We start from the raw sequence: 21245 nt of genomic DNA, 5'->3' as shown, positions 1-21245 counted from the left end.
TTCCATGAGCGGGGAGCAGTCAGCAGCTGGAGCCCGACGCGAGCCCGTGAGCTTGCTGGTGGACTGCGACACGGGAATCGACGACGCCCTCGCCCTGGCCTATCTGTGCAGCCAGCCGCAGGTGGAGCTCGTTGCCGTGAGCAGCACTCCGGGCAACGTCGGGGCGGAGCAAGTGGCACGCAACAACCTGTCCCTGCTCGAGCTGTGCGGCCGCCCCGACGTGCCCGTTGCCATCGGCGCCCGGGCGCCGCTGCGGATCCCGCTGACCACGACGCCGGAAACCCACGGGCCCCAAGGCGTCGGCTACGCCGAGTTGCCGGAACCGCGCGGAAAAGTGCACGACGTCGACGCCGTCGAACTCTGGGTCGAAGCGGCCCGGTCACGGCCGGGGGAGCTGACCGCGCTGCTGACGGCGCCCCTCACCAACTTCGCCCTCGCCCTGCGGGCCGAGCCGCGGCTGCCGGAGCTGCTGCGCGGCGTCGTGATCATGGGTGGCAGCTACTACTACCAGGGGAACACGACGCCCACCGCCGAGTGGAACACCCACGTTGATCCGCACGCAGCCGCGGAGGTGTTTGCGGCCTTCTCCGGGATTCCCGAGGAGCGGCTGCCGGTGGTGTGCGCCCTGGAGACCACGGAACGGATCGAAATGACACCCGAACACGTGGCCGCCTTGGCTTCCGAGGCAGGCTGCACGGAGCCGGAACTTGTCCTTCCGGAACAGCCGGAGGGGCGGCGCAGCACCGCGTCCAACGAACTCGTGCGGCACGTCAGCGATATGCTGCGCTTCTACTTCGAGTTCCATCGCCGCTACGACCAAGGCTACGTGGCTCACATCCACGACTACTTCGCAGCATCAGTCGCCGCGGGCACCGCTCGGTACAGCACCCGGACGGCGACAGTGCACATCGAGACAGCAGCCCCCAGGCTCGTCGGAACCACTGTGGCGGACTTCCGCGGACTGTGGGGCGAGCCTCCCAACGCGCGGATCGTCTCGGAAAACCACCCAAGCGAAGCCTTCGCCGAACTGGTGAGCTCATTGGGCGGCCTTGCCCGGAGGCTGTCAGAGACGAGCGGACGGGAACGTCCCTGAAACGAGGTGGAGCATGACGGATCCGTTGGCGGCACCGCCGCGCTGGCGTCACCACCTCAAGCGCGCTTCCAGCGCAGGACGCGACGTGATTGTCGACGCGACGCGCTGGAAACGTGTAGAGCTCAACCTGGTCCATGTCGTGACGGCGGGACTTTCCCTCGGGGTGCCGATCGTCCTGGGGCTCGTCCTTGGCGACATCGGGGCGGGAATGGTTGCCGCGCTCGGCGCGTTGCTCGTCTCCGGAAGCGGCCACGTGGGCGGCCTGAAATACAGATCCCTGGATCTGCTCAACACTTCGCTTGCCGGCGCCTGCGGGGCGGCCGCCGGCATGCTGAGCACCGTCTTTCAGCCGTGGGGTGGCATCCTCATTGTCACGCTCGCTGCCATCGCTACGATCTTTGGCGGTCTGCGGCCGAGCGCAGCCAAGGCGAGCACCCAGGCCATCGTCTTCATGATCATCGGTGCCTCCCTCGCCTCAAGTGCGGTCCCGATCGAAACCCTGCTGTGGTTCTTCGCTGCCGGTGCGCTCGGGGGAAGCTTGTTGACGCTGCTGGTGTTCGGCGTCGAATACCACCTCTTGGGTAAAACCGCCGCGGAGGTGGCCCCGGCGCGGCGTTCCTGGCACAAGGACCTCGGGGCATGGCGACGCCGGATGGCAACCCTGTCCGGGTGGCAGTACACGCTGCGTTTGGCAAGTTGCATGATCGCCGCCCAGGTGGTGGCCATTCTCGTGCGCGGCCCGCACTCCCAGTGGATCCTGCTGACGGTCGTCCTCGTGGTGCAGCGCGACCACCGGGCCGGACTTGCGCGCACCGTCCAGCGAGGCCTGGGTACGGCGCTGGGCGTCCTGGTGGGCGGACTGCTCCTCGGCGCCCTTCCGATCTGGGCAACGGTCGGCATCATCTGCGTCGTCGGGGCAGCCCGGCAATACCTCAAGGCCGCCAACTACACGGCGTATGCCTTGGTCATGACCCCGCTTGTCGCGGTGCTCAGCGGCCTCGGACACCCGCTTTCTTCGTCGCTCCTCGGCGAGCGGCTGATCGACACGACCATTGGCTGCACCATTTCGCTGGTCATCGGCTATGCCGCCTGGCGCGGTGCGCGGCAGGCGGCATAGCCGAAGTCACGACTAGCCGGGAGCTACCCGGCTACCGGCTTCGAAGCGATCCCGGGGGCCAGGAAGCGTTTGCCGTTGACACGCTCGGAGGCGCCAACCCGGTCCAAATACGGCGTGATCCCGCCCAGGAACATCGGCCAGCCAGCTCCGAGGATCACACAGAGGTCAATGTCTTCGGGGCCGGCCACCACGCCTTCGGACAGCATGAGTCCGATTTCCTCGGCCAGGGCGTCCTGGGTGCGACGCAGGACTTCCTCGGCCGTTGACGGGGTGCTGCCGAAGGACATGAGCGCCAACGTCTCCGCCGGGATGGCCGGCTTCCCGTCAGGACCCGGAGCCCAGAGCGACTTCACGCCATTGTCAACCAGCTTCTGCAGGTTCTGGGACACCGCAAAGCGCTCGCCGAAGGCAGCGTGCAGCGATTCCTGGACGTGCTGGGCGACCGGAAGGCCCACCATCGCGCTGAGGGTGAACGGACTCATCGGCAGGCCCATGGGTCGCAGCGCCGAATCGGCCACTTCCGCCGGCGTGCCTTCGTCGAATGCGGCAATGACTTCGCCCATGAGCCGCAGCAGGATCCGGTTGACGACGAAAGCGGCGGCGTCCTTGACCAGCACGGCTGTCTTCTTCAAGCCCTTGGCGAGCTCGAACGCGGTGGCCAGCACGGCGTCGTCGGTCTTCGGAGCACGCACGATCTCCAGGAGCGGCATGACCGCAACGGGGTTGAAGAAGTGGAAACCGACCAGGCGCTCCGGGTACTGCAGATCTTCGGCCATGGCAGTCACTGACAGCGAAGACGTGTTGCTCGCGAGGATGCATTCGGCGGAGACGATGGCCTCCACTTCGGCGAAGACGTGCTTCTTGACGTTGAGTTCTTCGAAGACGGCCTCAATGACGAAGTCGGCGTCGGCGAATGACTCCTTGGAGACGGAGCCGCTGACCAGGGCCTTGGTCCTGTTGGCGGCGTCGGAGCTGATCCGCTTCTTGCCGAGCAGTTTGTCCACCTCCGCGTGGACGTAGGCAACTCCCTTGTCCACGCGCTCCTGGTCGATGTCCGTCAGGACCACAGGCACTTTGAGCTGCCGTGCGAAGAGCAGCGCGAGCTGGCTCGCCATCAGGCCGGCACCGACGACGCCGATCTTCGTCACCGGACGCGCGAGCTTGCGGTCGGGCGCGCCGGCAGGCCGCTTGGACCGTTTCTGCACGAGGTCCAGGAAGGCGTAGACCGTGGAACGGAACTCGTCCGTTTGCATCAATCCTGCGAGCGTCTCGCATTCCAGGGCCGCGGATTCCGCCTTGGCCATGGTCCGGTTGGCCTCGAGGATATCCAGCACCTTGGCTGGAGCCGGTGATGCGTTTGAAGTCTTGGCCTCCACGAAGGCCCGGCCCGCAGCCACGGCGCCGGCCCAGCGTTCGGCAACGGCGGGATCCTCCGGGTCCACGGAGTTGCTCCGCTCCGGGACGAGCTCGCCCGCGATCACTTTCGCGGCCCAGGCGATGGACTGCTCCACGAAATCCGCGGGTTCGAAGATGGCGTCGGCGATGCCCAGCTGGAATGCCTGCGGACCGGTGAGAGTGCGGTTGTTGCTCAGCGGATTCTCGATCATGACCTTGACGGCGTTTTCCGGGCCGATGAGTCGCGGCAGGATGTAGACGCCGCCCCAGCCGGGGACAAGCCCGATGAACGCTTCGGGCAAAGCGAGGGCGCCCGCGCCCGTCGAGACCGTGCGGTAGGTGGACTGGAGGGCGATCTCGAGGCCGCCACCGAGCGCGACGCCGTTGATGAAGGCGAAGCTGGGAACACCCAGATCGGCGAGCGTCGCGTAGACGTCGTGGCCCAGCTGGGCCATCCACAAGCCGTGTTCGCGCTCTTCGAGCTGCTTGACCGCCGAGAGGTCCGCTCCGGCTACCAGGAAGTACGGCTTGCCCGTGACGCCGACGCCGACGATCTCGCCGCGTGCAGCGCGGTCCTTGAGCCTTTCAAGGACCGTCCCGAGCTCGACGAGGGTGTTGGGTCCGAGGGTGGTGGGCTTGGTGTGGTCCAGGCCATTGTCCAGGGTGATCAGGGCGAACGTTCCGGCACCGCCGGGGAGTTCGATGTCCTGCACGTAGGAGTGGGTCACGGTCTCGTCCGGGAACAGTCCGGCCAGTTTCTGGAATTCTGCGGCGCTCATGCTGCGGCTCCCTTGCTCTCAGTGTCGACGGAGGTCTCGGTCTCGCTGTTGTAGCTGTTGTAGCTCTGGTAGTCCGCGTGACGTGGGTTCTCCCAGACTACTGTGGCGCCCATTCCCAAACCGATGCACATGGTGGTGATGCCGTACCGGACAGACGGGTCTTCCTCGAACTGGCGGGCCAGTTGGTTCATGAGCCGCACGCCGGACGACGCGAGGGGATGCCCGACGGCGATCGCCCCGCCATAGCGGTTGACGCGCGGGTCGTCGTCGGCGATTCCGAAGTGGTCCAAGAAGCTCAGCACCTGAACGGCGAAGGCCTCGTTGATCTCGAAGAGGCCGATGTCTTCGATCCCGAGTCCGGCGTTCTTGAGGGCCCTTTCGGTGGCCGGAACCGGTCCGATGCCCATGACTTCGGGCTCGACGCCGGCGAAGGCATAGGAAACCAAGCGCATCTTCACGGACAGGCCGAGCTCCTCGGCGGCTTCGGCGGAGGCGAGGACTGCCGCCGTCGCGCCGTCGTTCAAACCGGCGGCGTTGCCCGCGGTGACCCGGCCATGGGCCCTGAACGGGGTGCGCAGTTCCGCGAGGTCGTCCACCGTAGTGCCGGGGCGCGGCGGCTCGTCGACGGTGTTCACTGTCCACCCCTGTCCGGCTTTCATCGTGGCGACCGGAACCAAGTCGGGCTGGATCTGGCCCTTGCCGTAAGCCGTGGCAAGCTTTGCCTGGGACGCCGCTGCGTACGTGTCCGTCCGCTCTTTGGTGATCGACGGGAAACGGTCGTGGAGGTTCTCGGCGGTGTTGCCCATGTTCAGGGCGGCCGGGTCCACGATCCGCTCGGACATGAACCTGGGGTTGGGATCCGCGCCGGCGCCCATCGGGTGGTTGCCCATGTGCTCCACGCCGCCGGCAATCACGACGTCGTACGCGCCGAAACCGATGCCGCTCGCCGTCGTCGTGACCGCGGTCATCGCACCCGCGCACATGCGGTCGATGGCAAAGCCGGGCACGCTGCGGGGGAGGCCCGCCAGGAGGGCGGCGGTGCGGCCGATGGTCAAGCCTTGGTCGCCGGTTTGCGTCGTGGCGGCGATGGCGACTTCGTCGACGCGATCGGCGGGCAGGCTCGGGTTGCGGCGCATCAGTTCGCGGATGCATTTGACCACGAGGTCGTCGGCCCGGGTGCCCGCATAGATTCCCTTGTCGCCCGCCTTGCCGAACGGCGTCCGGACACCATCCACGAAGACGACGTCGCGGACTGTACGCGGCTTGGCGCTGTTTCCGGTTTGGCTCATTGTGGCTCCTCGTTGAGACATGGATGCCGGACAGCCCTCACGGGGGAAGCCGGTCTCATTCACGGCCATGTTACTCGCCAGTAACTTAGCGCGCAAGGAGACCCCGCTCACATATGAGCGCCTTTCGCCGCACCCTCGCTCACGTATGTGGGCCTTTCGGCGGATCCTCGCTCACATCATTGAGCGAAGGGTGTGCTCGTAGGGCCTGTTTGTGAGCGGGGGTCGCGTTGGAGGGGCTTGTTTGTGAGCGGGGGTCGCGTTGGAGGGGTTTGTTTGTGAGCGGGGGTCGCGTTGGAGGGGTTTGTTTGTGAGCGGGCGTCGGAAGGGGCAGGCGGGACCTTCCGCTACGGGGCGGGGGTGCGTTCCTTGGAAGCCGGGTTCCGCGGCTCTTTGGGCTCCTTGGGTGGCAACGGTTGCGGATTCAGTGACGCCTCGGTGAGGATCGGCGCCGTGATGGCGATTTGCCACTCGCGGGCGCCGAGGGCGCGCAGCTCTTCCGAGACGGACTCCACGGTGATGTCCGACGGCGGCCGCCACAGGACGCGCCTCATGTAATCGGGAGTGAGCAGGTTCTCCACGGGAAGTTTGAGCCCATCGGCCGCCTCCTGAAGCCGGGGCCGGGCAGTGCCCAAGCGCGCCGCGGCGTCCGGGTCGCGGTCTGTCCAGACACGCGGCGGCGGGGGAGCGTTGGTTGGAAGGTGCAGCGGCGGAAGGTCCTCGGTGTTCCGCGCGCCGGCGATGCAGCGCAGCCAGCGTGGTGCTTCGCGCTGTGCTGCCCGCCCGTGGAAGCCTTTGGTGGCGAGGAGTTGCGGAACGGTCGCCGGCATGGCCTTGGCCGCTGCGACCAGGGCTGAATCGGGAATGAGGCGGCTGGGTGCAACATCCCGTTTGCGTGCGAGCTGGTCCCGTTCGTACCAAAGCTCACGTACGGCAGCCAGCTGACGGCGGTCGCGGATCTGGTGCAACCCGGAAGTCTTGCGCCACGGGTCCACCCGCGGGACCGGAAGGCCTGCTCCGAGGATGCCGGCGAATTCCTGTTCGGCGAATTCGAGCTTGCCGTCCGCTTCCAGTAGTTCGATGAGTTCTTCCCGCAGTTCGGCGAGCACCTCGACGTCGAGGGCCGCGTATCGCAGCCACGGTTCGGGGAGGGGGCGGGTGGACCAGTCTGCGGCCGAGTGTTCCTTGGCAAGGCCGAAGCCGAGGAGCTGCTCGATGACGGCTGCAAGGCCGACGCGAGGCAGGCCGGCAAGGCGTGCGGCGAGTTCCGTGTCGAAGAGCTTGTCGGGCCACATGCCGAGCTCGGCCAGGCACGGGAGATCCTGCGTCGCGGCATGCAGGATCCACTCGACGCCGCGCAGCGCCTCGTTGATGATTTTCAAGTCATCGAAGGGTTCGGGGTCGATCAGCCACGTTCCTGCGCCGTCGCGCCTGATCTGCACCAGGAAGGCGCGCTGGCCGTAGCGGAAGCCGGAGGCCCGCTCGGCGTCGACCCCGGCGGGGCCGGATCCTGCGGCGATGGCGGCGGCGCACCGCTCCAGGCCGGACAGGGTGTCGATGACAAGGGGCACGCCCTCGCGCGGGGCATCCAGATCGATGATCTCGGGTATCCGGCCTTCAAAGCCGTCTACCGTGATGTGTGGTGTGGGATCAGCAGCCGGAGCGCCGGCCGTGGTGGGTTCCAGATTTTCAGGGGTCATGGTGCCTTCAGTTTACCGACTCTGTGCCCGGCCGGTCCGGCCGGAGCTTCCAGCGGACCGTCAAAGGCTTCATGTGAGCCTCCGGTTCGGCAAGGGCGTGACGCCGGGAGGCAGGGGAGGAAGCCCCGCGAATGTGCAGACCATGTCGCACCAGGCCTCCAAATGGGCCTGGACATCGGAAGACGCAGGTGTCCATGAGGCGCGGAGTTCGATGTCGATGGTTTCCGGCCTTTCGGCCAATGTGCCGAAACTCTCGGACAGGATGCGCGTGGCCGTTCCGCCCGCGGCCCGATACTGGGCTGAATGGTTCTCCAAGGCGTCAACGAGCCACGTCCAGGCCACGGAACCGAGCATGGCATCGTTGCCCATGTCGGCTTCGAGCTGTGCCCGGATGTAGGTGACGATCCGGAATTGCCCGTCCCACACAGCCGAGCCATCGGGATCGTGGAGCAAGATGAACCGGCCTGTTGCGAGCTCATCGTCTTCGTCATCGGCCGCACCGGGGGAGCCCGGGGTGTTCTCGGTCGAAAATGCCATGGCAGCGAGGCCATGGACAGGGGTCCGGCCGGGACGCGTCGACCGGCTGAAGACTTCTGCTCCCAAGGCCACGGCGAAGGGCGCCAGGCGGGAGGGCGCCGGGATTTCCGCGAGGCGCAGCTCGCTCCGGCACTTTGCTTTTCGTAGCGTTCCCAACGCATGCAAGAAATCCGGGGGAACCTGTGCGAGTGCGTTCACCTTCGCAGATTATGTGTCAGGGGCGGCGAAACCTTGAAGCCACGCCGCCCCGTCCCATGCCCTATGCGGACGCCAGTTCGCGCTTGATTGCGGCAACGAAGGAATCGATGTCCTCTTCCGTGGTGTCGAAGGAGCACATCCAGCGCACCTCGCGGTTCGCTTCGTTCCAGTCGTAGAACTTGAAGGAGGAGCGCAGGCGGTCCGCGACGCCGGCGGGAAGCACCGCGAAGACGCCGTTGGACTCCGTGGCCTGGGTTGGCGCCACACCCTCGATGGAGTCCACGGCCGCACGCAGCCGTGACGCCATGGCATTGGCGTGTTCCGCCGACCTCAGCCACAGCCCGGACTCCAGAAGCGCGATGAACTGGACCGAAATGAAGCGCATCTTGGAGGCCAGCTGCATGTTCATCTTGCGAAGGAACTTCAGTCCGTGGGCGGCCTCCGGATTCAGGGCAACGACTACTTCGCCGAACAGCAGCCCGTTCTTGGTGCCGCCGAAGGACAAAATGTCCACGCCGGCGTCGCGGGTGAAGGCCCGCAACGGCACCCCAAGGTGGGCGGCGGCATTGGCGAGCCGTGCGCCGTCCATGTGCAGTTTCATGCCCTTGGCATGGATGTGGTCGGCGATCGCCCGGATTTCTTCCGGCGTGTAGCACGTGCCGAGCTCCGTGGTCTGCGTGATGGAGACGGCCAGAGGCTGCGCACGGTGCTCGTCGCCCCAGCCCCAGGCTTCGCGGTCGATCAACTCGGGGGTCAGCTTGCCATCCACAGCGGGGACCTGGAGCAGTTTGATGCCGCCGATCCGCTCCGGCGCGCCGTTCTCGTCCATGTTGATGTGGGCGGTCGAGGCGCAGATGACGGCACCCCAGCGCGGCAACAGTGACTGCAGGGACAACACGTTCGCCCCCGTGCCGTTGAAGACGGGGAAGCACTCGATGCCTGCACCGAAGTGCTCCTCCATGACTTCCTGGAGCCGTTCCGTGTATTGGTCCTCCCCGTAAGAGACCTGGTGGCCGCCATTGGCTGCGGCGAGGGCCGCCAGGATTTCAGGGTGGACCCCTGAGTAGTTGTCCGAGGCGAAACCGCGGACGGAGGGATCGTGGAGGCGTCCGCTGGCTTCCGTCTCGAGGGCAGCCGGGAATTCTTCTGTAGTGCTCGTCACTTGTTCATTCACGCTTTCAGTCTATTTGGCCAGGAGGAGGCGCTGTCCGTTCAGTTCCGCTGCCGGCTTGTCGAAGAGCCCGACGGCGGCCGCCGCCAGCTCGTCGACGTCCGTGTACCCGGGGAATTTCCGCTCTGGATGTTCCCTCCGCATTGCGGCGTCCAGGAGCGACTTGACCACGAAGACCACGGCTGCGCTGTGTTGTTCGATGGGTTCGTCCTTGTTCCCGGATTGATCGCGACGGAACCCGTCGGCCATGGCCAGGGTCCAGGCCTCTGCTGCAGCCTTGGCCGCCGCGTAGGTGGCGGCTCCGGCTGTAGGTGCGGCGACCGCCGTCGAACTCACCATGGCAAAACGTCCCATGGGAGAGGAAGCGAGATCCTTGTAGAAAACCCGGGAAACGTTCCTCAGGGTGGTGATGGCGCTTTGCTCGAGCGCGGCCCAGTCTTCGTCCGGTTGGTCTTCGATTCCCTTGGCGCCGCGCCACCCACCTACCAGGTGGATGACGCCGTCGACCCTTTCCGTGCTCTGGTGGATCTCCGAGGCAAGTCCGCGCACGGACTCCAGCCGGGAAAGATCGCACACCAGTGGAGTGACGTCGTTGCCTGCCTCGGCCGCGGCGGCCTGGATGCGGGCCTCGTTGGAGCCGATCGTGAAGACCCGGTGCCCGGCCTGGGCGAAGGCGCGGGCCACGGCGATGCCGGAGGAGTTGCTGCCGCCGGTGACGACGATAGTCAGCGGGTCGCTGGTCATGAGGCTGCGGTCTGCCCGGTGATACCGGTGGTTGATTCGATGATCGGACGCATTTTCTTCTCCAGTGCTTCGTAGAACATGGACAGGGGGAATTCGTCGTCGAGGACCTGGTCGGTGAGGCCGCGGGGCGGCCCGTCGAGCGGCAGTGCCTCTGGTCCCTTCGCCCAGACCGAAGCCGGGTGCGGAGTGACCGTACCGGAAATGAGCTTATACGCTGCGAGCCAGTGGGCGGCCTTGGGGCGGTCGATGGAGCGCCAGTACAGTTCTTCGATCCGGGCACCGAGCTCGATGACGACGTCGGCCGCCTCGTCCCAGTCGATGCTGAGCTTGCTGTCGGTCCAGTGCAGGACGTGGTGCTGGTGCATCCAAGCAAAGAGGAGCTGGCCGCCCAGGCCGTCGTAATTGCGGACCCGGTTGCCGGTGATGGCGAACCGGAAGATGCGGTCGAAGATGACCGCGTACTGCACGAGCTTCGCGTGGCGCCGGGAGTCGGGGGAAGCGTCCTCGTCCTTCTCGATCCGGACGGATTCGCGGAAGGCTGTCAGGTCGCAGCGGAGCTCTTCGAGCGAATAGAGGAAGAACGGCATCCGCTGCTTGATCATGAACGGATCGAAGGGAAGGTCGCCGCGCATGTGGGTGCGGTCGTGGATCAGGTCCCACATGACGAACGTCCGCTGCGTGAGTTCCTGGTCATCCAGGAGCTCGGCGGCATCCGCGGGCAGCTCAAGGGACGTGGTTGCGGCGGCCGCTTTGAGGACACGGCGGAATCGTGCGGCCTCGCGGTCGGCGAAGATGGCGCCCCACGTAAAGGTGGGCGTTTCGCGCACTGCGACGGTCTCGGGAAAGAGCACGGCGGAATTGGTGTCGTAGCCGGGAGTGAAGTCCAGGAAGCGGATCGGGACGAACAGCTTGTTGGAGTAGTCGCCGGCCTCCAATGCGCCGATGAACTCGGGCCAGATCACCTCGATCAGGACGGCTTCCACGAGGCGGCTCGTGCTGCCGTTCTGGGTGTACATGGGGAATACCACGAGGTGCTGGAGCCCGTCTTCGCGGTGCTCCTGCGGCTGGAACGCCAGGAGTGAGTCGAGGAAGTCCGGAACTCCGAAGCCGGCGTCGGCCCAGCGGCCGAAATCTTCCACCAGGAGGTCGAGATAGGCGGCGTCGTGCGGGAACGCGGGAGCCAGGCTCTTGATGGCTTCCATGATCGTTGCGGTGTACGCCCGGGCAGCCTCATGGTGGAGGGAATCCTGGATGGAACCGTCCTGGCTCTGGAAGGTCTGCAGCGCGGTGGCTGCGGCCTTCAGGGAGATCCAGTCCCGGTTGTCCGACGTGATGCGCGGACGGGTGGTGGTAGCGGTGGTGGTCATCTTCGACGGTGCCTTTCCTCAAGAATCATTGTTCTGAGGTGAGCGTAGCAAGCAGTCAGAGTAGCTAATTCAAAAGTGGCATGAGCATAAGAAACTCTTGTGCAAGTGGTTCCGGCAGCCCCCGGAAGATCCAGCCCGGGGCGGGCTGGATGCCGGGGACTGCCGGTAGATTGCCCGGGGCGACTATCCCGGGCTACTATCCGCGGCTACTGCTGTGGCGGGGATTCGACGAGCTTGAGCGAAACGGAGTTGATGCAATACCGCTGGTCAGTCGGCGTGCCGTAGCCTTCACCCTCGAAAACGTGTCCCAAATGCGAATCGCACGTGGCGCAACGGACCTCCACCCGTTCCATTCCCAACGTGCGGTCATGAATGTACCGGACCGTGCCTTCCGCGAGCGGTGCCCAGAAGGACGGCCAGCCGCAATGGGAATCGAATTTCTCGTTGCTGGTGAATAGCTCCGCGCCGCATGCCCGGCACTGGTACACGCCTGCCGTATGGGTGTCCCAGTACTCGCCGGTGTAGGGGCGTTCCGTTCCCGCTTGCCTCAGAACCCTGAACTCCTCCGGAGTGAGCTCTTGGCGCCACTCCGCGTCTGTTTTCTCCACGCATTGCCCGTCCTTCGGGACATCCTGGAGGGGAACCCCGGCCAAGGGATCCGCGGCTTGGAAGTACTTCCTGTTGTCTGCAGTGCTCATGCTCTCTCAACGCTCACGAGTCGCCGATAAATCCCGAACCCGCATAGAGATGCAGCACCGGCAGCCCCAACTGGTCCTGGGCCTTGTTCGCCCAGTCTGTGTGGAAGGTATCGGCAATCGCGTGCGGGCGGGTGACCACAACTGCCTGTGCCGCGTTGAGGGCCTTGACCTTGGACACCAATCCGGCCACCGCACCGCCGTCGACGATTTCACCTGTGACCCCGCTGCCCAGACCATCCAAGGCCGCGAGCGACGCCGACAGTGCCTCGGCGGCCTGGGTCCGCTCGGATTGTGGATCCGGCGCCTCCGCGAGCAGGTCCCGGAAGGCCTTGGCGACTTCGAGCAACGAGAGGTTCTCCAGGAAGTCCACCAACAAGTGCCGTTCCGTGTTCGCCGGCACCAACACCACCAGGGGCGAGTCTCCGCCGTCGATCAGCTTGGCAATATTGACGCGGTCGTCCGGGCCGAGAGGCTCTTCGGTAAGGATCACGATTGGTTCGCTCATGGCTACAGCGTAGACCTGAGCTGCGCCGGGACGCATGGTTTGGCGCGGCAATTCTGTTGTTGCCGTGACGTTGGCTCCCTGAAGGAAACGCCACAGGGGGCGCTGTTCGGAACACTGCCCCGCAACCGGGAGAATGGTCATATGGCATCCATGACCCGAGCTGCTCCGACCGTTGAGAACGGTGCGAAAATGTCCGCCCGCGCCAAATGGGCCGTTGCCGGGATCGTTGCCGGAAGCAGCATCGCCGGTTTGCTCGGCGCAGGGTCTTCCGCGCTCGCCGCCTATTTCGCCCGGCGGGTCATCACCCCTTCGACGCGCGAAGCCGACCAGGAGGTGTTGGCGGTGGTGCGCGGTGACAAAGGGCTTCAGGTCATCCTCGCAGCTACCCCGGACACCACCGTCGACGGCGTGTTCAGCCTCTACTTCGCGGACGGGACCGGGTTCGCGCGGATCGGACGGATCGTGTCCTATTCGCCCGCCGAGCGGACGGTGCAGCGCGAAGTCGAGGAAGTCTACAGCGGGGACCTGGCGACAGCCCGGCGCGCATGGTGGAGCGGTGCCGTCTATGACTCCCCGGCGGCGCTTGGCCTGGATTCGGAAGACATAAAGATCGACGTCGAGGGTGGCCAGGCGCCTGCGTGGCTGGTTCCCTCAGGCGCCGGGAAGCCCTCGAAGGTGTGGGCGATCATGGTCCATGGCCGTGGGGCTACCCGGCTCGAAGGCTTGCGCGCCGTGCGCACCGCGCGCGAACTCGGCCTCGACAGCCTCCTGGTTTCGTACCGGAACGACGGACTGGCGCCGTCGGCCCCCGACGGGCGTTACGGCCTGGGTTCCACGGAATGGCACGACGTCGACGCCGCCATTGACTATGCGCTCGCCCATGGTGCGCACGAAGTGGTCCTCTTCGGTTGGTCGATGGGCGGGGCAATCTGCCTGCAGACGGCCGATCTTTCTCACAACCGCCACGTGATCAGGGCCATGGTCCTGGACGCACCCGTCATCAACTGGGTCAACGTCCTGGCACACCACGCACAGATCAACAGGATTCCCTACGCCGTCGGCCGCTACGGGCAGCTGATATTGGGGCACCCGTTGGGCCGACGCCTCACCGGCCTCGCCGCGCCCGTCGACTTGAAGGCAATGGACTGGGACACCCGCGCCGTCGAACTGCGGACTCCGACGCTCGTAATCCACAGTGTGGATGATGAGTATGTTCCCTACGAACCCTCGGCCAGCCTCGCCGAAAAGAATCCGGACATGGTCACCTTTGAACCCTTCGACGGCGCCCGCCACACGAAGGAGTGGAACGTGGATCCGCAGAAGTGGGAGCGGCTGGTGCGCTCGTGGTTGGCGCCACGGCTCACGCCGCGTGGCGGGCCGGCGTCGGCTTGAGAGCTTTGGTGCCTGCGCTCCCTGCCCTTGCTAGGGGCTGCCGATCGGTGCAGTCCGGGCGCCGGTCAGCCGAATAAGGTCTGCGGGATCCAGCTCAATGTCCAGGCCACGGCGTCCACCCGAGACGAGGATCGTGCCGAAGGCCATCGCCGATTCGTCGAGTACCGTGGGCGATGCTTGGCGTTGGCCCAGCGGTGAAATTCCGCCCAGGACATAGCCGGTGCGCCGCTCGGCCATCTTGGGATCGGCCATGGTGGCCTTCTTCGATCCGAGAGCCGCGGCGATGGCCTTGAGATCCAGCGTGCCACTGACCGGAACGATGCCGACCGCCAGCTTGCCGTCAACGTCCACCATCAAAGTCTTGAAGACCCGCTCGGGATCGATGCCGAGGACATTGGCTGCCTCAAGGCCATAGCTGGGCGTCGAAGGATCGTGCGCATAGGGGTGCAGCGTGAAAGGAACGCCGGCCGCAGCCAGTACGGCTGTGGCCGGCGTTCCCTGTGAAGCCTGTTTCTTGGCCATTCCCGGAGTATCCCGGATCAGGACATCAAGCGGTCTGCCGCGGCGACTTTGCGCTTGATCCGCCCCAGCATGGCCGTCATGCCGCGCATGCGCAGCGGCGTGATGGCCCGGGTGAGGCCCAGCAATTCCGGCATGTCGTCGGGAACAGCCAGGATCTCTGCGGCAGTCAGCCCGTCCAGGCCCTCGTGCAAAACCCCCGCGAAGCCGCGCGTGGTGGGCGCTTCCGGCGGTGCCTTGAAGTACAAACGGTACGCGACGCCGTCGGGGGTCTTTTCCTGCTCAATGGTCAGGAACAGGGGTGACTGGCACTCCACCACTTGCTCCAGGAGCTCGGGGTGGTCCAGCAGCCGTTCCGGCAAGGCCGGGAGCCCGCGCGAGAAATCAAGCAACAGCTGAAGGCGATCGGGCTCGGTCAGTGCCTGGAAGTCATCGACAATTTCCGCCAGTGCGGCGGGCAAAGTATTGGTACTCATCACTTCCAGCTTACGCAGGTCCGGTCCGGTCTGGCTCCTTGTTGCTTCAATATGGTCGCGCCGGGATGGCAAGGCACGGAGGTCCGGACTACTTTCCGGCGAGTGCGGGGACGGAGCCCCGCTCGGCGCCCTTTGCGATCGGGACGCGCACTGCATTGCCCCACTCGGTCCAGGAACCGTCGTAGTTGCGGACCGTTTCAAAGCCAAGCAGGTACTTCAGCGCGAACCAGGTGTGGCTGGAACGCTCGCCGATGCGGCAGTAGGCCACGACGTCGTCGCCTTCCGTGAGGCCGGCTTCCCCAAGATAGAGGTCCTCAAGTTCGGTCCGGTTGCGGTAGGTGCCATCCTCGGCGGCGGCGCGTGCCCACGGGATGGAGGCTGCGGTGGGAATGTGGCCTCCGCGCAGGGCGCCCTCTTCGGGATAGGCCGGCATGTGGGTGCGCTGGCCGGTGTATTCCTCGGGGGAGCGGACGTCGATCAGCGGCTTGCCGAAGTGAGCCAGGACATCGTCCTTGAAGGCGCGGATCGGGTCGTCGTTGCGTTCGATCACAGGGTACTCGCCCGCGGCGGGCTGGGGGACGTCGGTGGTGATGTCGCGGCCTTCGGCGATCCACTTGTCGCGGCCACCGTCCAGGAGCCGGACGTCTTCGTGGCCGAAGAGGGTGAATACCCAGAGGGCGTAAGCGGCCCACCAGTTGGACTTGTCGCCGTAGATCACCACGGTGGAGTCCCGCGAGATTCCCTTGGCGGCGGCCAAGGCTGCGAACGCTTCACCGTCGACGTAGTCCCGCGTGACTTCATCGTTCAGGTCCGTGTGCCAGTCGATCTTGACTGCACCAGGGATGTGGCCGGTCTCGTACAAGAGGACGTCTTCGTCGGATTCGACAACAACCAGCTTGCCGTCGCCGAGCGCACCGCCTTCAAGGGCGGCGGCGAGCCACTCGGTGGACACCAGTCGTTCCGGGTGGGCGTACGCGGCGAACTTCTCGTTCTGTTCAACGGGGTAGGACATTGGTATGGCCTTTCACTGACACTTTCACTGACACCGGGCGGCGCCGGGCGAGTAGGAAGAGCCCGGGCATTAATCCCACAGTATCGAGGGCCGGGGACTAAAGCTCCTCCCCGTTCATATGGTGAAATATGGCCTTCATCACGTGTCCGTCCGGGGCGTGTCATTGCCGGTATTCTTGCTGGGGACTTACGACACGAAGAACGGACCGCATTGGTACAGATCGAACAGCTCGCCGCGCGCACGCCGGCGGTCTCAGCGGATGAGATTCTCAAGGGTTTCTACCCTTCGCCACGGTTCGGAGAGGTGTCCTTCAAGAGCTACCGGCCGGACCCGAACCAGCCCAGCCAAGCCGCGGCGGTCAGGGCCCTGGAAGCGTTCGGGGAGACGGTGGGAGCCGGCGACGGAGACGGCCTTTTCAAACGTCTTTTCAGCAAGAAGGTCAACACCAGGGCGGGCATCTATCTCGACGGCGGATTCGGCGTCGGAAAGACCCACTTGCTGGCTTCCTTGTGGCACTCGGCGCCGGGGCCGAAAGCCTTCGGGACGTTCGTGGAGTACACCAACCTGGTGGGCGCCCTGTCCTTCCGCAAGACCGTGGAGGCATTGAGCAGCTACAAGCTGGTCTGCATTGACGAATTCGAGCTTGACGATCCGGGCGACACGGTATTGATGTCCCGCCTCATGCGCGAACTGTCCGACGCCGGTGTGAAGCTCGCTGCCACGTCCAACACTTTGCCTGGTTCCCTGGGCGACGGCCGCTTTGCCGCCGTCGACTTCCAACGGGAGATCCAGGTCCTCGCGGACCAGTTCGATGTTGTCAGGATCGACGGCGAAGACTTCAGGCACCGCGGACTGCCGGCAGCCCCGGCACCCTTGAAGACCGAAGACCTCAAGCGCCAGATGCACGCCGAGTTCGATGGCCAGACAGTGGCCGTGGATGACTTCCGCGGCCTGATCGACCACCTCGCGGGTGTCCACCCCAGCCGTTACCGCAAGCTGATCGCAGGAATCGACGCGGTTGTCTGGCGCGATGTCGCAACCATTACGGAGCAGGCCGTCGCCCTGCGCTTCGTGGTGCTGGCCGACCGCCTGTACGACAAGGACGTCCCGATCCTTGCCAGCGGCGTCCCCTTCGACAAGCTCTTCACCGAGGAAATGATGACCGGCGGGTACATGAAGAAGTACTTCCGCGCCGTGTCCCGACTGACCGCCCTGGCGCGTGAGGGCCAAAACCACGAGCCGTCCTAAACAGGCCCCGTTTTAGTTCTGGGGGCCAGGGATTCCCTGGTTTTCAGGACCCAACGCACCAGGATTCCGGCGGCGAGTGCCCAGAACGCGGCGCCGATTCCCGCGAAACTGAGGCCCGAGGCTGCAATCAGGAACGTCACGGAGGCTCCGATGCGTTCTTCGGCGATGGCCAGCGCAGAAGCGATGGCGGAGGCCAAGGTGCCCAGCAGGGCCAATCCTGCGACGGCCTCCAGGAGCCCTGGTGGTGCCGCCGCCACGACGGTCACCAGTGCGGCGGAGAACCCTGCCAACACGAGGTAGGCAAGGCCTGACGTGAAGGCCGCGATCCAGCGCCGGCCCCTGTCCTCACCCGCTTCTTCCCCGGCTGCCAGCGTGGCGCTCAGTGCGGCCAGGTTGATCGCATGTCCACCAAAGGGAGCCCCCAGCGCTGTCCCTGCCCCGGTCACCAGCATCGACTGGCGCCATGGGACGGTGTAGCCGAAGGACTTCAGCACGGCCACACCCGGAATGTTCTGGGATGCCATGGTGACAATGAACAAGGGCAAGGCGACGCCGGCCACCGAGCTCAGCGTGAAAGCGGGAGTGGTCCACTGCAACTCGGGCAACAACCGGCTCGTGGGAATGCCCACTCCGTTAGCCACGATGTAGATTCCAATGACGGCCAGCGCCACCAACAATGCGGCAGGGACCGACCAGCGGGGCGCCAGCTTCATCATGACGAGCCAGCAGAGGATCACGGGAGCCACCAGCAGGGGAGCGGTGCCCAAGGCCTTGAACGGGGCAAGGCAGAGGGACAGCAGCACTCCAGCAAGCATCGCCTGGGCGAGGGCCGTGGGAATCTTCGCCATCAGCTTGCCGAGGGCCGGAATGAGCCCCGTCAGGGCGATCAGCACCCCAGCGACAAGGAAGGCCCCGACGGCGGCCGGCCACCCGCCGTCGGGCACTCCGGCTCCGGCCAATAAAGCGGCGCCGGGCGTCGACCACGCAAGCGTGACCGGAAGGCGCGAGTGCCAGGACAGCCAGAGCACTCCGACCCCGAAGGTCAGAGTGAGGGCAAGCAGCCCGCTGGCGGCCTGTTCCTGAGTGGCCCCCACCGCCCTGAGGCCGGCGAGCACCACGGCGAAGGATGAAGTGAAGCCGACCAGCGCGGTCACGATTCCGGCCACGAGCGGACGGGAGAGCTGCCTCGAAGCGGGCGCTGGACGTGTCTGTCCGGTGTGGAGAGGTGACGCTGGCATAGTCCCTCACGTTACCGGAGCCGCGGCCCGTCTGCCGAGGACCCGGAGGTTAAACGCCAAGGGCACCGGCGGCGCCTCGCGGCGGGACCGGTGCCCCGTTGACGTAACTGTATTCGGGAGCTCTGGCCGGTTGAACCGGCTACGGAGCCTCATTGGCGGAGGGAGCTGTCCGGGCCGAGGCCCTTACAGCAAACCGTCGAGGTTGCCCACGAACTTGGAAGCGGCTCTCTGAACCGCGTCGCGTCGTCGATAAAATCGGCGGCCTATTCGATGCCATCCTTGATGGCTTCTTCATTGCCACCAACGAGGTCCTGAACTTTGCCCTTCAGATCGTCAAGTAATCCCACGGGCACCTCCTTTCCATCCCGGAGCCAGTTCGCTCCTCCGTTTTCGATCCTAACCCGAGACCTTGGAGGTGCCAAGGAAAAATTTGACTGGGATGTCAAATGCCTCTTCGAGGGGGTCATAGCTAGGCCTCGTGGACGGAAAGCTCCTGATGGCGGGGACTGTCCGGATTCATGAGGGAATGCTTGCGGCCGTAGCTGAAATAGATCACGAGTCCGATGGCCAGCCACACGACAAAGCGCAGCCAGGTTTCCCAATGCAACTGCGTCATGAGGAAGGCGGATGCAAGCATCCCGAATGCCGGAACCACAGGCATGAACGGCAGCCGGAAGGTACGCGGTGCGTCGGGCTTCTTGTACCGAAAGATGATGACCGAGAGGCAAACAACGACGAACGCGGCCAGGATACCGATGTTGGTCAGGTCGGCAACGGCCTTGATGGGGAACACGCCCGCCAGGAAAGCCGACGCAAGGCCTGCAATCCACGTGACACGCTGCGGGGTGCCGTGACGGTCCGTCTTCGCAAACCAGCCCGGGAGCAGGCCATCACGGCTCATGGAGAACCAAACACGGGTAACGCCGAGGAGGAACGTCAACATCACGGTGAGGATGGACAGGACGGCGAACACCGAGATGATCGTAGCGATGACGGGCAGGCCCACACCGCTGAAAGCAGAGGCGAAACCGGCCGTCGGGTTGATGTCCTTGTAATTCTGCATGCCGGTGAGCACTAGCGTCGCCGCAACGTAAAGGAGCATCGCGATGATCAGCGAGAGCACGATCGCCTTGGGCATGTGCTTCTTGCCGTCCTTGGCTTCCTCCGCCGCAGTGCTCATGGCGTCGTAGCCGAACACGGCGAAGAACACCGTGGCCGAACCGGCCACCACCGGGCCGAAACCGCTGGGCATGAACGGGTTGTAGTTGTTCGTATTGATGTAGAAGATGCCGAGGCCGATGATGAACAGGATCAGGACCACCTTGATGGCCACCGCCACTAGCTCGAAGCGGCCGAAGGCCTTGGTTCCACGGGACAGGATCCACGTGACCAGCAAACAGACCAGGATGGCCGGCAGGTTGATGACGCCGCCATGCCCTTCGTCCGCCGTCGAGGTCATCCACGCCGGCATGTGGACGCCGATCCCGGATAGGAACGCGTCGAAGTATCCGGAAATGCCGATCGCGACGACGGCGACGATTGCGATGTACTCCAGCAGGAGGTCCCACCCGATGAACCATCCGATGACCTCGCCCAGGGCGACGTAGCCGTAGGTGTAGGCAGATCCGGCGCGGGGGATCATCCCGGCGAATTCGGCGTAGGAAAGTGCTGCGGCCGCTGAGGCAAGCCCCGCAACGAGGAACGAAATCAGCACAGCGGGGCCGACGCCCGGCGTGTCCGCGCTTCCGTGCGCCACGAGACCCGCCAGGGAGAAGATCCCGACGCCGATGATGCCGCCGACGCCGATGGCAGTCAGTTGCCAGAGGCCCAGGCTTTTGAAGAGTCCGCTGTGCTTGTTTTCCTCCTCGATGTCGTCAATGGGTTTCTTCCTCATGATCGAACGGACAAGCGTTTGTTGATTCACTGTGTGCTCCTGCCTTGTGGCGTTGGCGAATGAGTGCCCGAAGAAAAGTATGCGATCTGAATCACATTGGATAAAGTGATTTTTGCTGAGTGGTATTGATCAGTTTTGCCGATCCTTCCGACATGCGGGCCCTGTAAGTGGGGGTTATAGGACAAGACGTGTGTATGGGAGGGGCTCGCTTCCCGGGGCCCGGATATCAGCGGACGCGCTGAACTGGAAGTGCTCCTTGACTGGTTGCTGGCACCTCCGGCCAGGCGAGGAATACTTCGTTCGGCACGCCCCAGTCATTCCGTCGGCGCACGTTCCCGCCTCACAACGAGCTCCGGTAAGCGAAGCTGATTCGACGATCTACGGACACCGTCGGATTCTGCTGGATCATTCTCTTCGCCGACGTTGCCGGCCCCGGGATTCCGGGGGCCCGGCTTTTGTCCAGCCGAATGATTGAGCAGAATCCTACATTCGAGCGAAGACGAGCCTGGGACGGCACGGCGAGCCCGGGATTTACGCACGGTTTGGCCTAAAACCGACATGCGGGCCCTGTAAGCGGGGCGTCCACGGCACAAAAAGCAGCTCCGGCGGAGCTGCTTGGATAATGTCGATGCTTTGGTCCAGTGGAACCGGGCCGGGATGAGGGGAGTGGAGCGGACGACGAGATTCGAACTCGCGACATCCACCTTGGCAAGGTGGTGCTCTACCAGCTGAGCTACGTCCGCACATGATGGGTTCCGGCGGGCCGGACCTTCATCAACAAGCAAGTTGCCTTGCCTTGGTGGGCGATACTGGGATCGAACCAGTGACCTCTTCCGTGTCAGGGAAGCGCGCTACCGCTGCGCCAATCGCCCGGAT

The 21245-nt window shown here is 65.0% G+C and carries 18 protein-coding genes, 2 tRNA genes and 1 pseudogene; 4 read left to right on the top strand and 17 right to left on the bottom strand.

Annotated elements, in window-relative coordinates; translation table 11 throughout:
* The first annotated feature begins 4 nt into the window (after nt 1-4).
* Both ACSBOX_RS12670 and ACSBOX_RS12665 read left to right on the top strand, forming a co-directional pair.
* Entirely contained in the window at nt 5-1093 is a 1089-nt protein-coding gene (locus ACSBOX_RS12670) for a nucleoside hydrolase (RefSeq protein WP_442542776.1), read from the top strand.
* 13 nt (nt 1094-1106) lie between these two features.
* A complete protein-coding gene (locus ACSBOX_RS12665) occupies nt 1107-2210 on the top strand; it encodes an FUSC family protein (RefSeq protein WP_442542775.1) in 1104 nt (367 codons plus the stop codon).
* A gap of 23 nt (nt 2211-2233) precedes the next feature.
* Here ACSBOX_RS12665 and ACSBOX_RS12660 read toward each other — a convergent pair whose 3' ends face one another.
* The 9 genes from ACSBOX_RS12660 to ACSBOX_RS12620 all read right to left on the bottom strand — a co-directional run bounded on the left by ACSBOX_RS12660 (nt 2234) and on the right by ACSBOX_RS12620 (nt 12590).
* Complete coding sequence (locus ACSBOX_RS12660; RefSeq protein ID WP_442542774.1) at nt 2234-4384, bottom strand: 3-hydroxyacyl-CoA dehydrogenase NAD-binding domain-containing protein; 2151 nt, start codon at nt 4382-4384, stop codon at nt 2234-2236.
* On the bottom strand, nt 4381-5673 hold the full coding sequence (locus ACSBOX_RS12655; protein ID WP_442542773.1) for a thiolase family protein: 1293 nt from the start codon (nt 5671-5673) through the stop codon (nt 4381-4383). The genes ACSBOX_RS12660 and ACSBOX_RS12655 overlap by 4 nt, the downstream gene beginning before the upstream one ends.
* A 344-nt stretch (nt 5674-6017) precedes the next feature.
* Nucleotides 6018-7370: an HRDC domain-containing protein gene (locus ACSBOX_RS12650; RefSeq protein WP_442542772.1), complete on the bottom strand. Its 1353-nt coding sequence runs from the start codon at nt 7368-7370 to the stop codon at nt 6018-6020.
* A 69-nt stretch (nt 7371-7439) separates the two neighbouring features.
* A complete protein-coding gene (locus tag ACSBOX_RS12645; RefSeq protein WP_442542771.1) occupies nt 7440-8105 on the bottom strand; it encodes a DUF3000 domain-containing protein in 666 nt (221 codons plus the stop codon).
* 61 nt (nt 8106-8166) lie between these two features.
* On the bottom strand, nt 8167-9279 hold the full coding sequence (locus tag ACSBOX_RS12640) for a threonine aldolase family protein (RefSeq protein ID WP_442542770.1): 1113 nt from the start codon (nt 9277-9279) through the stop codon (nt 8167-8169).
* A 9-nt stretch (nt 9280-9288) separates the two neighbouring features.
* Nucleotides 9289-10020: an SDR family oxidoreductase gene (locus tag ACSBOX_RS12635; RefSeq protein WP_442542769.1), complete on the bottom strand. Its 732-nt coding sequence runs from the start codon at nt 10018-10020 to the stop codon at nt 9289-9291.
* Complete coding sequence (locus ACSBOX_RS12630) at nt 10017-11387, bottom strand: DUF6421 family protein (protein WP_442542768.1); 1371 nt, start codon at nt 11385-11387, stop codon at nt 10017-10019. The genes ACSBOX_RS12635 and ACSBOX_RS12630 overlap by 4 nt, the downstream gene beginning before the upstream one ends.
* Before the next feature lie 206 nt (nt 11388-11593).
* On the bottom strand, nt 11594-12085 hold the full coding sequence (msrB, locus tag ACSBOX_RS12625; RefSeq protein WP_442542767.1) for a peptide-methionine (R)-S-oxide reductase MsrB: 492 nt from the start codon (nt 12083-12085) through the stop codon (nt 11594-11596).
* A gap of 13 nt (nt 12086-12098) precedes the next feature.
* Nucleotides 12099-12590, bottom strand: a complete 492-nt coding sequence (locus ACSBOX_RS12620) for a hypothetical protein (protein ID WP_442542766.1) — start codon at nt 12588-12590, stop codon at nt 12099-12101.
* Between the two features lie 150 nt (nt 12591-12740).
* Here ACSBOX_RS12620 and ACSBOX_RS12615 point away from each other — a divergent pair, with 150 nt between their 5' ends.
* The gene (locus ACSBOX_RS12615) at nt 12741-13982 is read left to right on the top strand and encodes an alpha/beta hydrolase family protein (RefSeq protein ID WP_442546025.1); all 1242 of its coding nucleotides are present in this window, start codon (nt 12741-12743) and stop codon (nt 13980-13982) included.
* 30 nt (nt 13983-14012) lie between these two features.
* Here the strand turns inward: ACSBOX_RS12615 and ybaK are convergent, their stop codons facing one another.
* The 3 genes from ybaK to ACSBOX_RS12600 all read right to left on the bottom strand — a co-directional run bounded on the left by ybaK (nt 14013) and on the right by ACSBOX_RS12600 (nt 15989).
* Nucleotides 14013-14504, bottom strand: coding sequence for a Cys-tRNA(Pro) deacylase (gene ybaK / locus ACSBOX_RS12610; protein ID WP_442542765.1), 492 nt, complete (start codon nt 14502-14504; stop codon nt 14013-14015).
* Between the two features lie 17 nt (nt 14505-14521).
* Complete coding sequence (locus tag ACSBOX_RS12605; protein WP_442542764.1) at nt 14522-14977, bottom strand: SufE family protein; 456 nt, start codon at nt 14975-14977, stop codon at nt 14522-14524.
* 88 nt (nt 14978-15065) lie between these two features.
* Nucleotides 15066-15989, bottom strand: a complete 924-nt coding sequence (locus ACSBOX_RS12600) for a sulfurtransferase (protein ID WP_442542763.1) — start codon at nt 15987-15989, stop codon at nt 15066-15068.
* Nucleotides 15990-16199: 210 nt separating this feature from the next.
* Between ACSBOX_RS12600 and zapE the strand changes: the two genes are divergently transcribed.
* Nucleotides 16200-17237 (top strand): cell division protein ZapE, encoded by a 1038-nt coding sequence (gene zapE, locus ACSBOX_RS12595; RefSeq protein ID WP_442542762.1) that lies wholly within the window; start codon nt 16200-16202, stop codon nt 17235-17237.
* On the opposite strand, the gene ACSBOX_RS12590 is transcribed toward zapE, so the two are convergent.
* The 5 genes and pseudogenes from ACSBOX_RS12590 to ACSBOX_RS12570 all read right to left on the bottom strand — a co-directional run bounded on the left by ACSBOX_RS12590 (nt 17234) and on the right by ACSBOX_RS12570 (nt 21241).
* Entirely contained in the window at nt 17234-18475 is a 1242-nt protein-coding gene (locus tag ACSBOX_RS12590) for a benzoate/H(+) symporter BenE family transporter (protein WP_442542761.1), read from the bottom strand. The two genes, zapE and ACSBOX_RS12590, sit on opposite strands and share 4 nt — an antisense overlap.
* A 266-nt stretch (nt 18476-18741) precedes the next feature.
* Nucleotides 18742-18897 (bottom strand): annotated as a pseudogene (locus ACSBOX_RS12585) (antitoxin); the annotation flags it as partial.
* 47 nt (nt 18898-18944) lie between these two features.
* Nucleotides 18945-20369: an amino acid permease gene (locus ACSBOX_RS12580; protein ID WP_442542760.1), complete on the bottom strand. Its 1425-nt coding sequence runs from the start codon at nt 20367-20369 to the stop codon at nt 18945-18947.
* A 667-nt stretch (nt 20370-21036) separates the two neighbouring features.
* Nucleotides 21037-21112, bottom strand: a tRNA-Gly gene (locus ACSBOX_RS12575).
* A 54-nt stretch (nt 21113-21166) separates the two neighbouring features.
* Nucleotides 21167-21241 (bottom strand) — tRNA-Val (locus ACSBOX_RS12570).
* Between the last annotated feature and the right edge of the window lie 4 nt (nt 21242-21245).

The sequence above is a fragment of the Arthrobacter sp. KN11-1C genome (assembly GCF_052180225.1).
Classification (GTDB): Bacteria; Actinomycetota; Actinomycetes; order Actinomycetales; family Micrococcaceae; genus Arthrobacter.
This window is presented reverse-complemented; position numbering and strand designations above follow the sequence as displayed.

Bases quoted from the DNA above. Each gene is read 5' to 3' on its own strand.
- ACSBOX_RS12670 (WP_442542776.1), top strand. From the start codon at position 5: ATGAGCGGGGAGCAGTCAGCAGCTGGAGCCCGACGCGAGCCCGTGAGC.
- ACSBOX_RS12665 (WP_442542775.1), top strand. From the start codon at position 1,107: ATGACGGATCCGTTGGCGGCACCGCCGCGCTGGCGTCACCACCTCAAG.
- ACSBOX_RS12660 (WP_442542774.1), bottom strand. From the start codon at position 4,384: ATGAGCGCCGCAGAATTCCAGAAACTGGCCGGACTGTTCCCGGACGAG.
- ACSBOX_RS12655 (WP_442542773.1), bottom strand. From the start codon at position 5,673: ATGAGCCAAACCGGAAACAGCGCCAAGCCGCGTACAGTCCGCGACGTC.
- ACSBOX_RS12650 (WP_442542772.1), bottom strand. From the start codon at position 7,370: ATGACCCCTGAAAATCTGGAACCCACCACGGCCGGCGCTCCGGCTGCT.
- ACSBOX_RS12635 (WP_442542769.1), bottom strand. From the start codon at position 10,020: ATGACCAGCGACCCGCTGACTATCGTCGTCACCGGCGGCAGCAACTCC.
- ACSBOX_RS12630 (WP_442542768.1), bottom strand. From the start codon at position 11,387: ATGACCACCACCGCTACCACCACCCGTCCGCGCATCACGTCGGACAAC.
- msrB (WP_442542767.1), bottom strand. From the start codon at position 12,085: ATGAGCACTGCAGACAACAGGAAGTACTTCCAAGCCGCGGATCCCTTG.
- ACSBOX_RS12620 (WP_442542766.1), bottom strand. From the start codon at position 12,590: ATGAGCGAACCAATCGTGATCCTTACCGAAGAGCCTCTCGGCCCGGAC.
- ACSBOX_RS12615 (WP_442546025.1), top strand. From the start codon at position 12,741: ATGACCCGAGCTGCTCCGACCGTTGAGAACGGTGCGAAAATGTCCGCC.
- ybaK (WP_442542765.1), bottom strand. From the start codon at position 14,504: ATGGCCAAGAAACAGGCTTCACAGGGAACGCCGGCCACAGCCGTACTG.
- ACSBOX_RS12605 (WP_442542764.1), bottom strand. From the start codon at position 14,977: ATGAGTACCAATACTTTGCCCGCCGCACTGGCGGAAATTGTCGATGAC.
- ACSBOX_RS12600 (WP_442542763.1), bottom strand. From the start codon at position 15,989: ATGTCCTACCCCGTTGAACAGAACGAGAAGTTCGCCGCGTACGCCCAC.
- ACSBOX_RS12590 (WP_442542761.1), bottom strand. From the start codon at position 18,475: ATGCCAGCGTCACCTCTCCACACCGGACAGACACGTCCAGCGCCCGCT.
- ACSBOX_RS12580 (WP_442542760.1), bottom strand. From the start codon at position 20,369: ATGAGGAAGAAACCCATTGACGACATCGAGGAGGAAAACAAGCACAGC.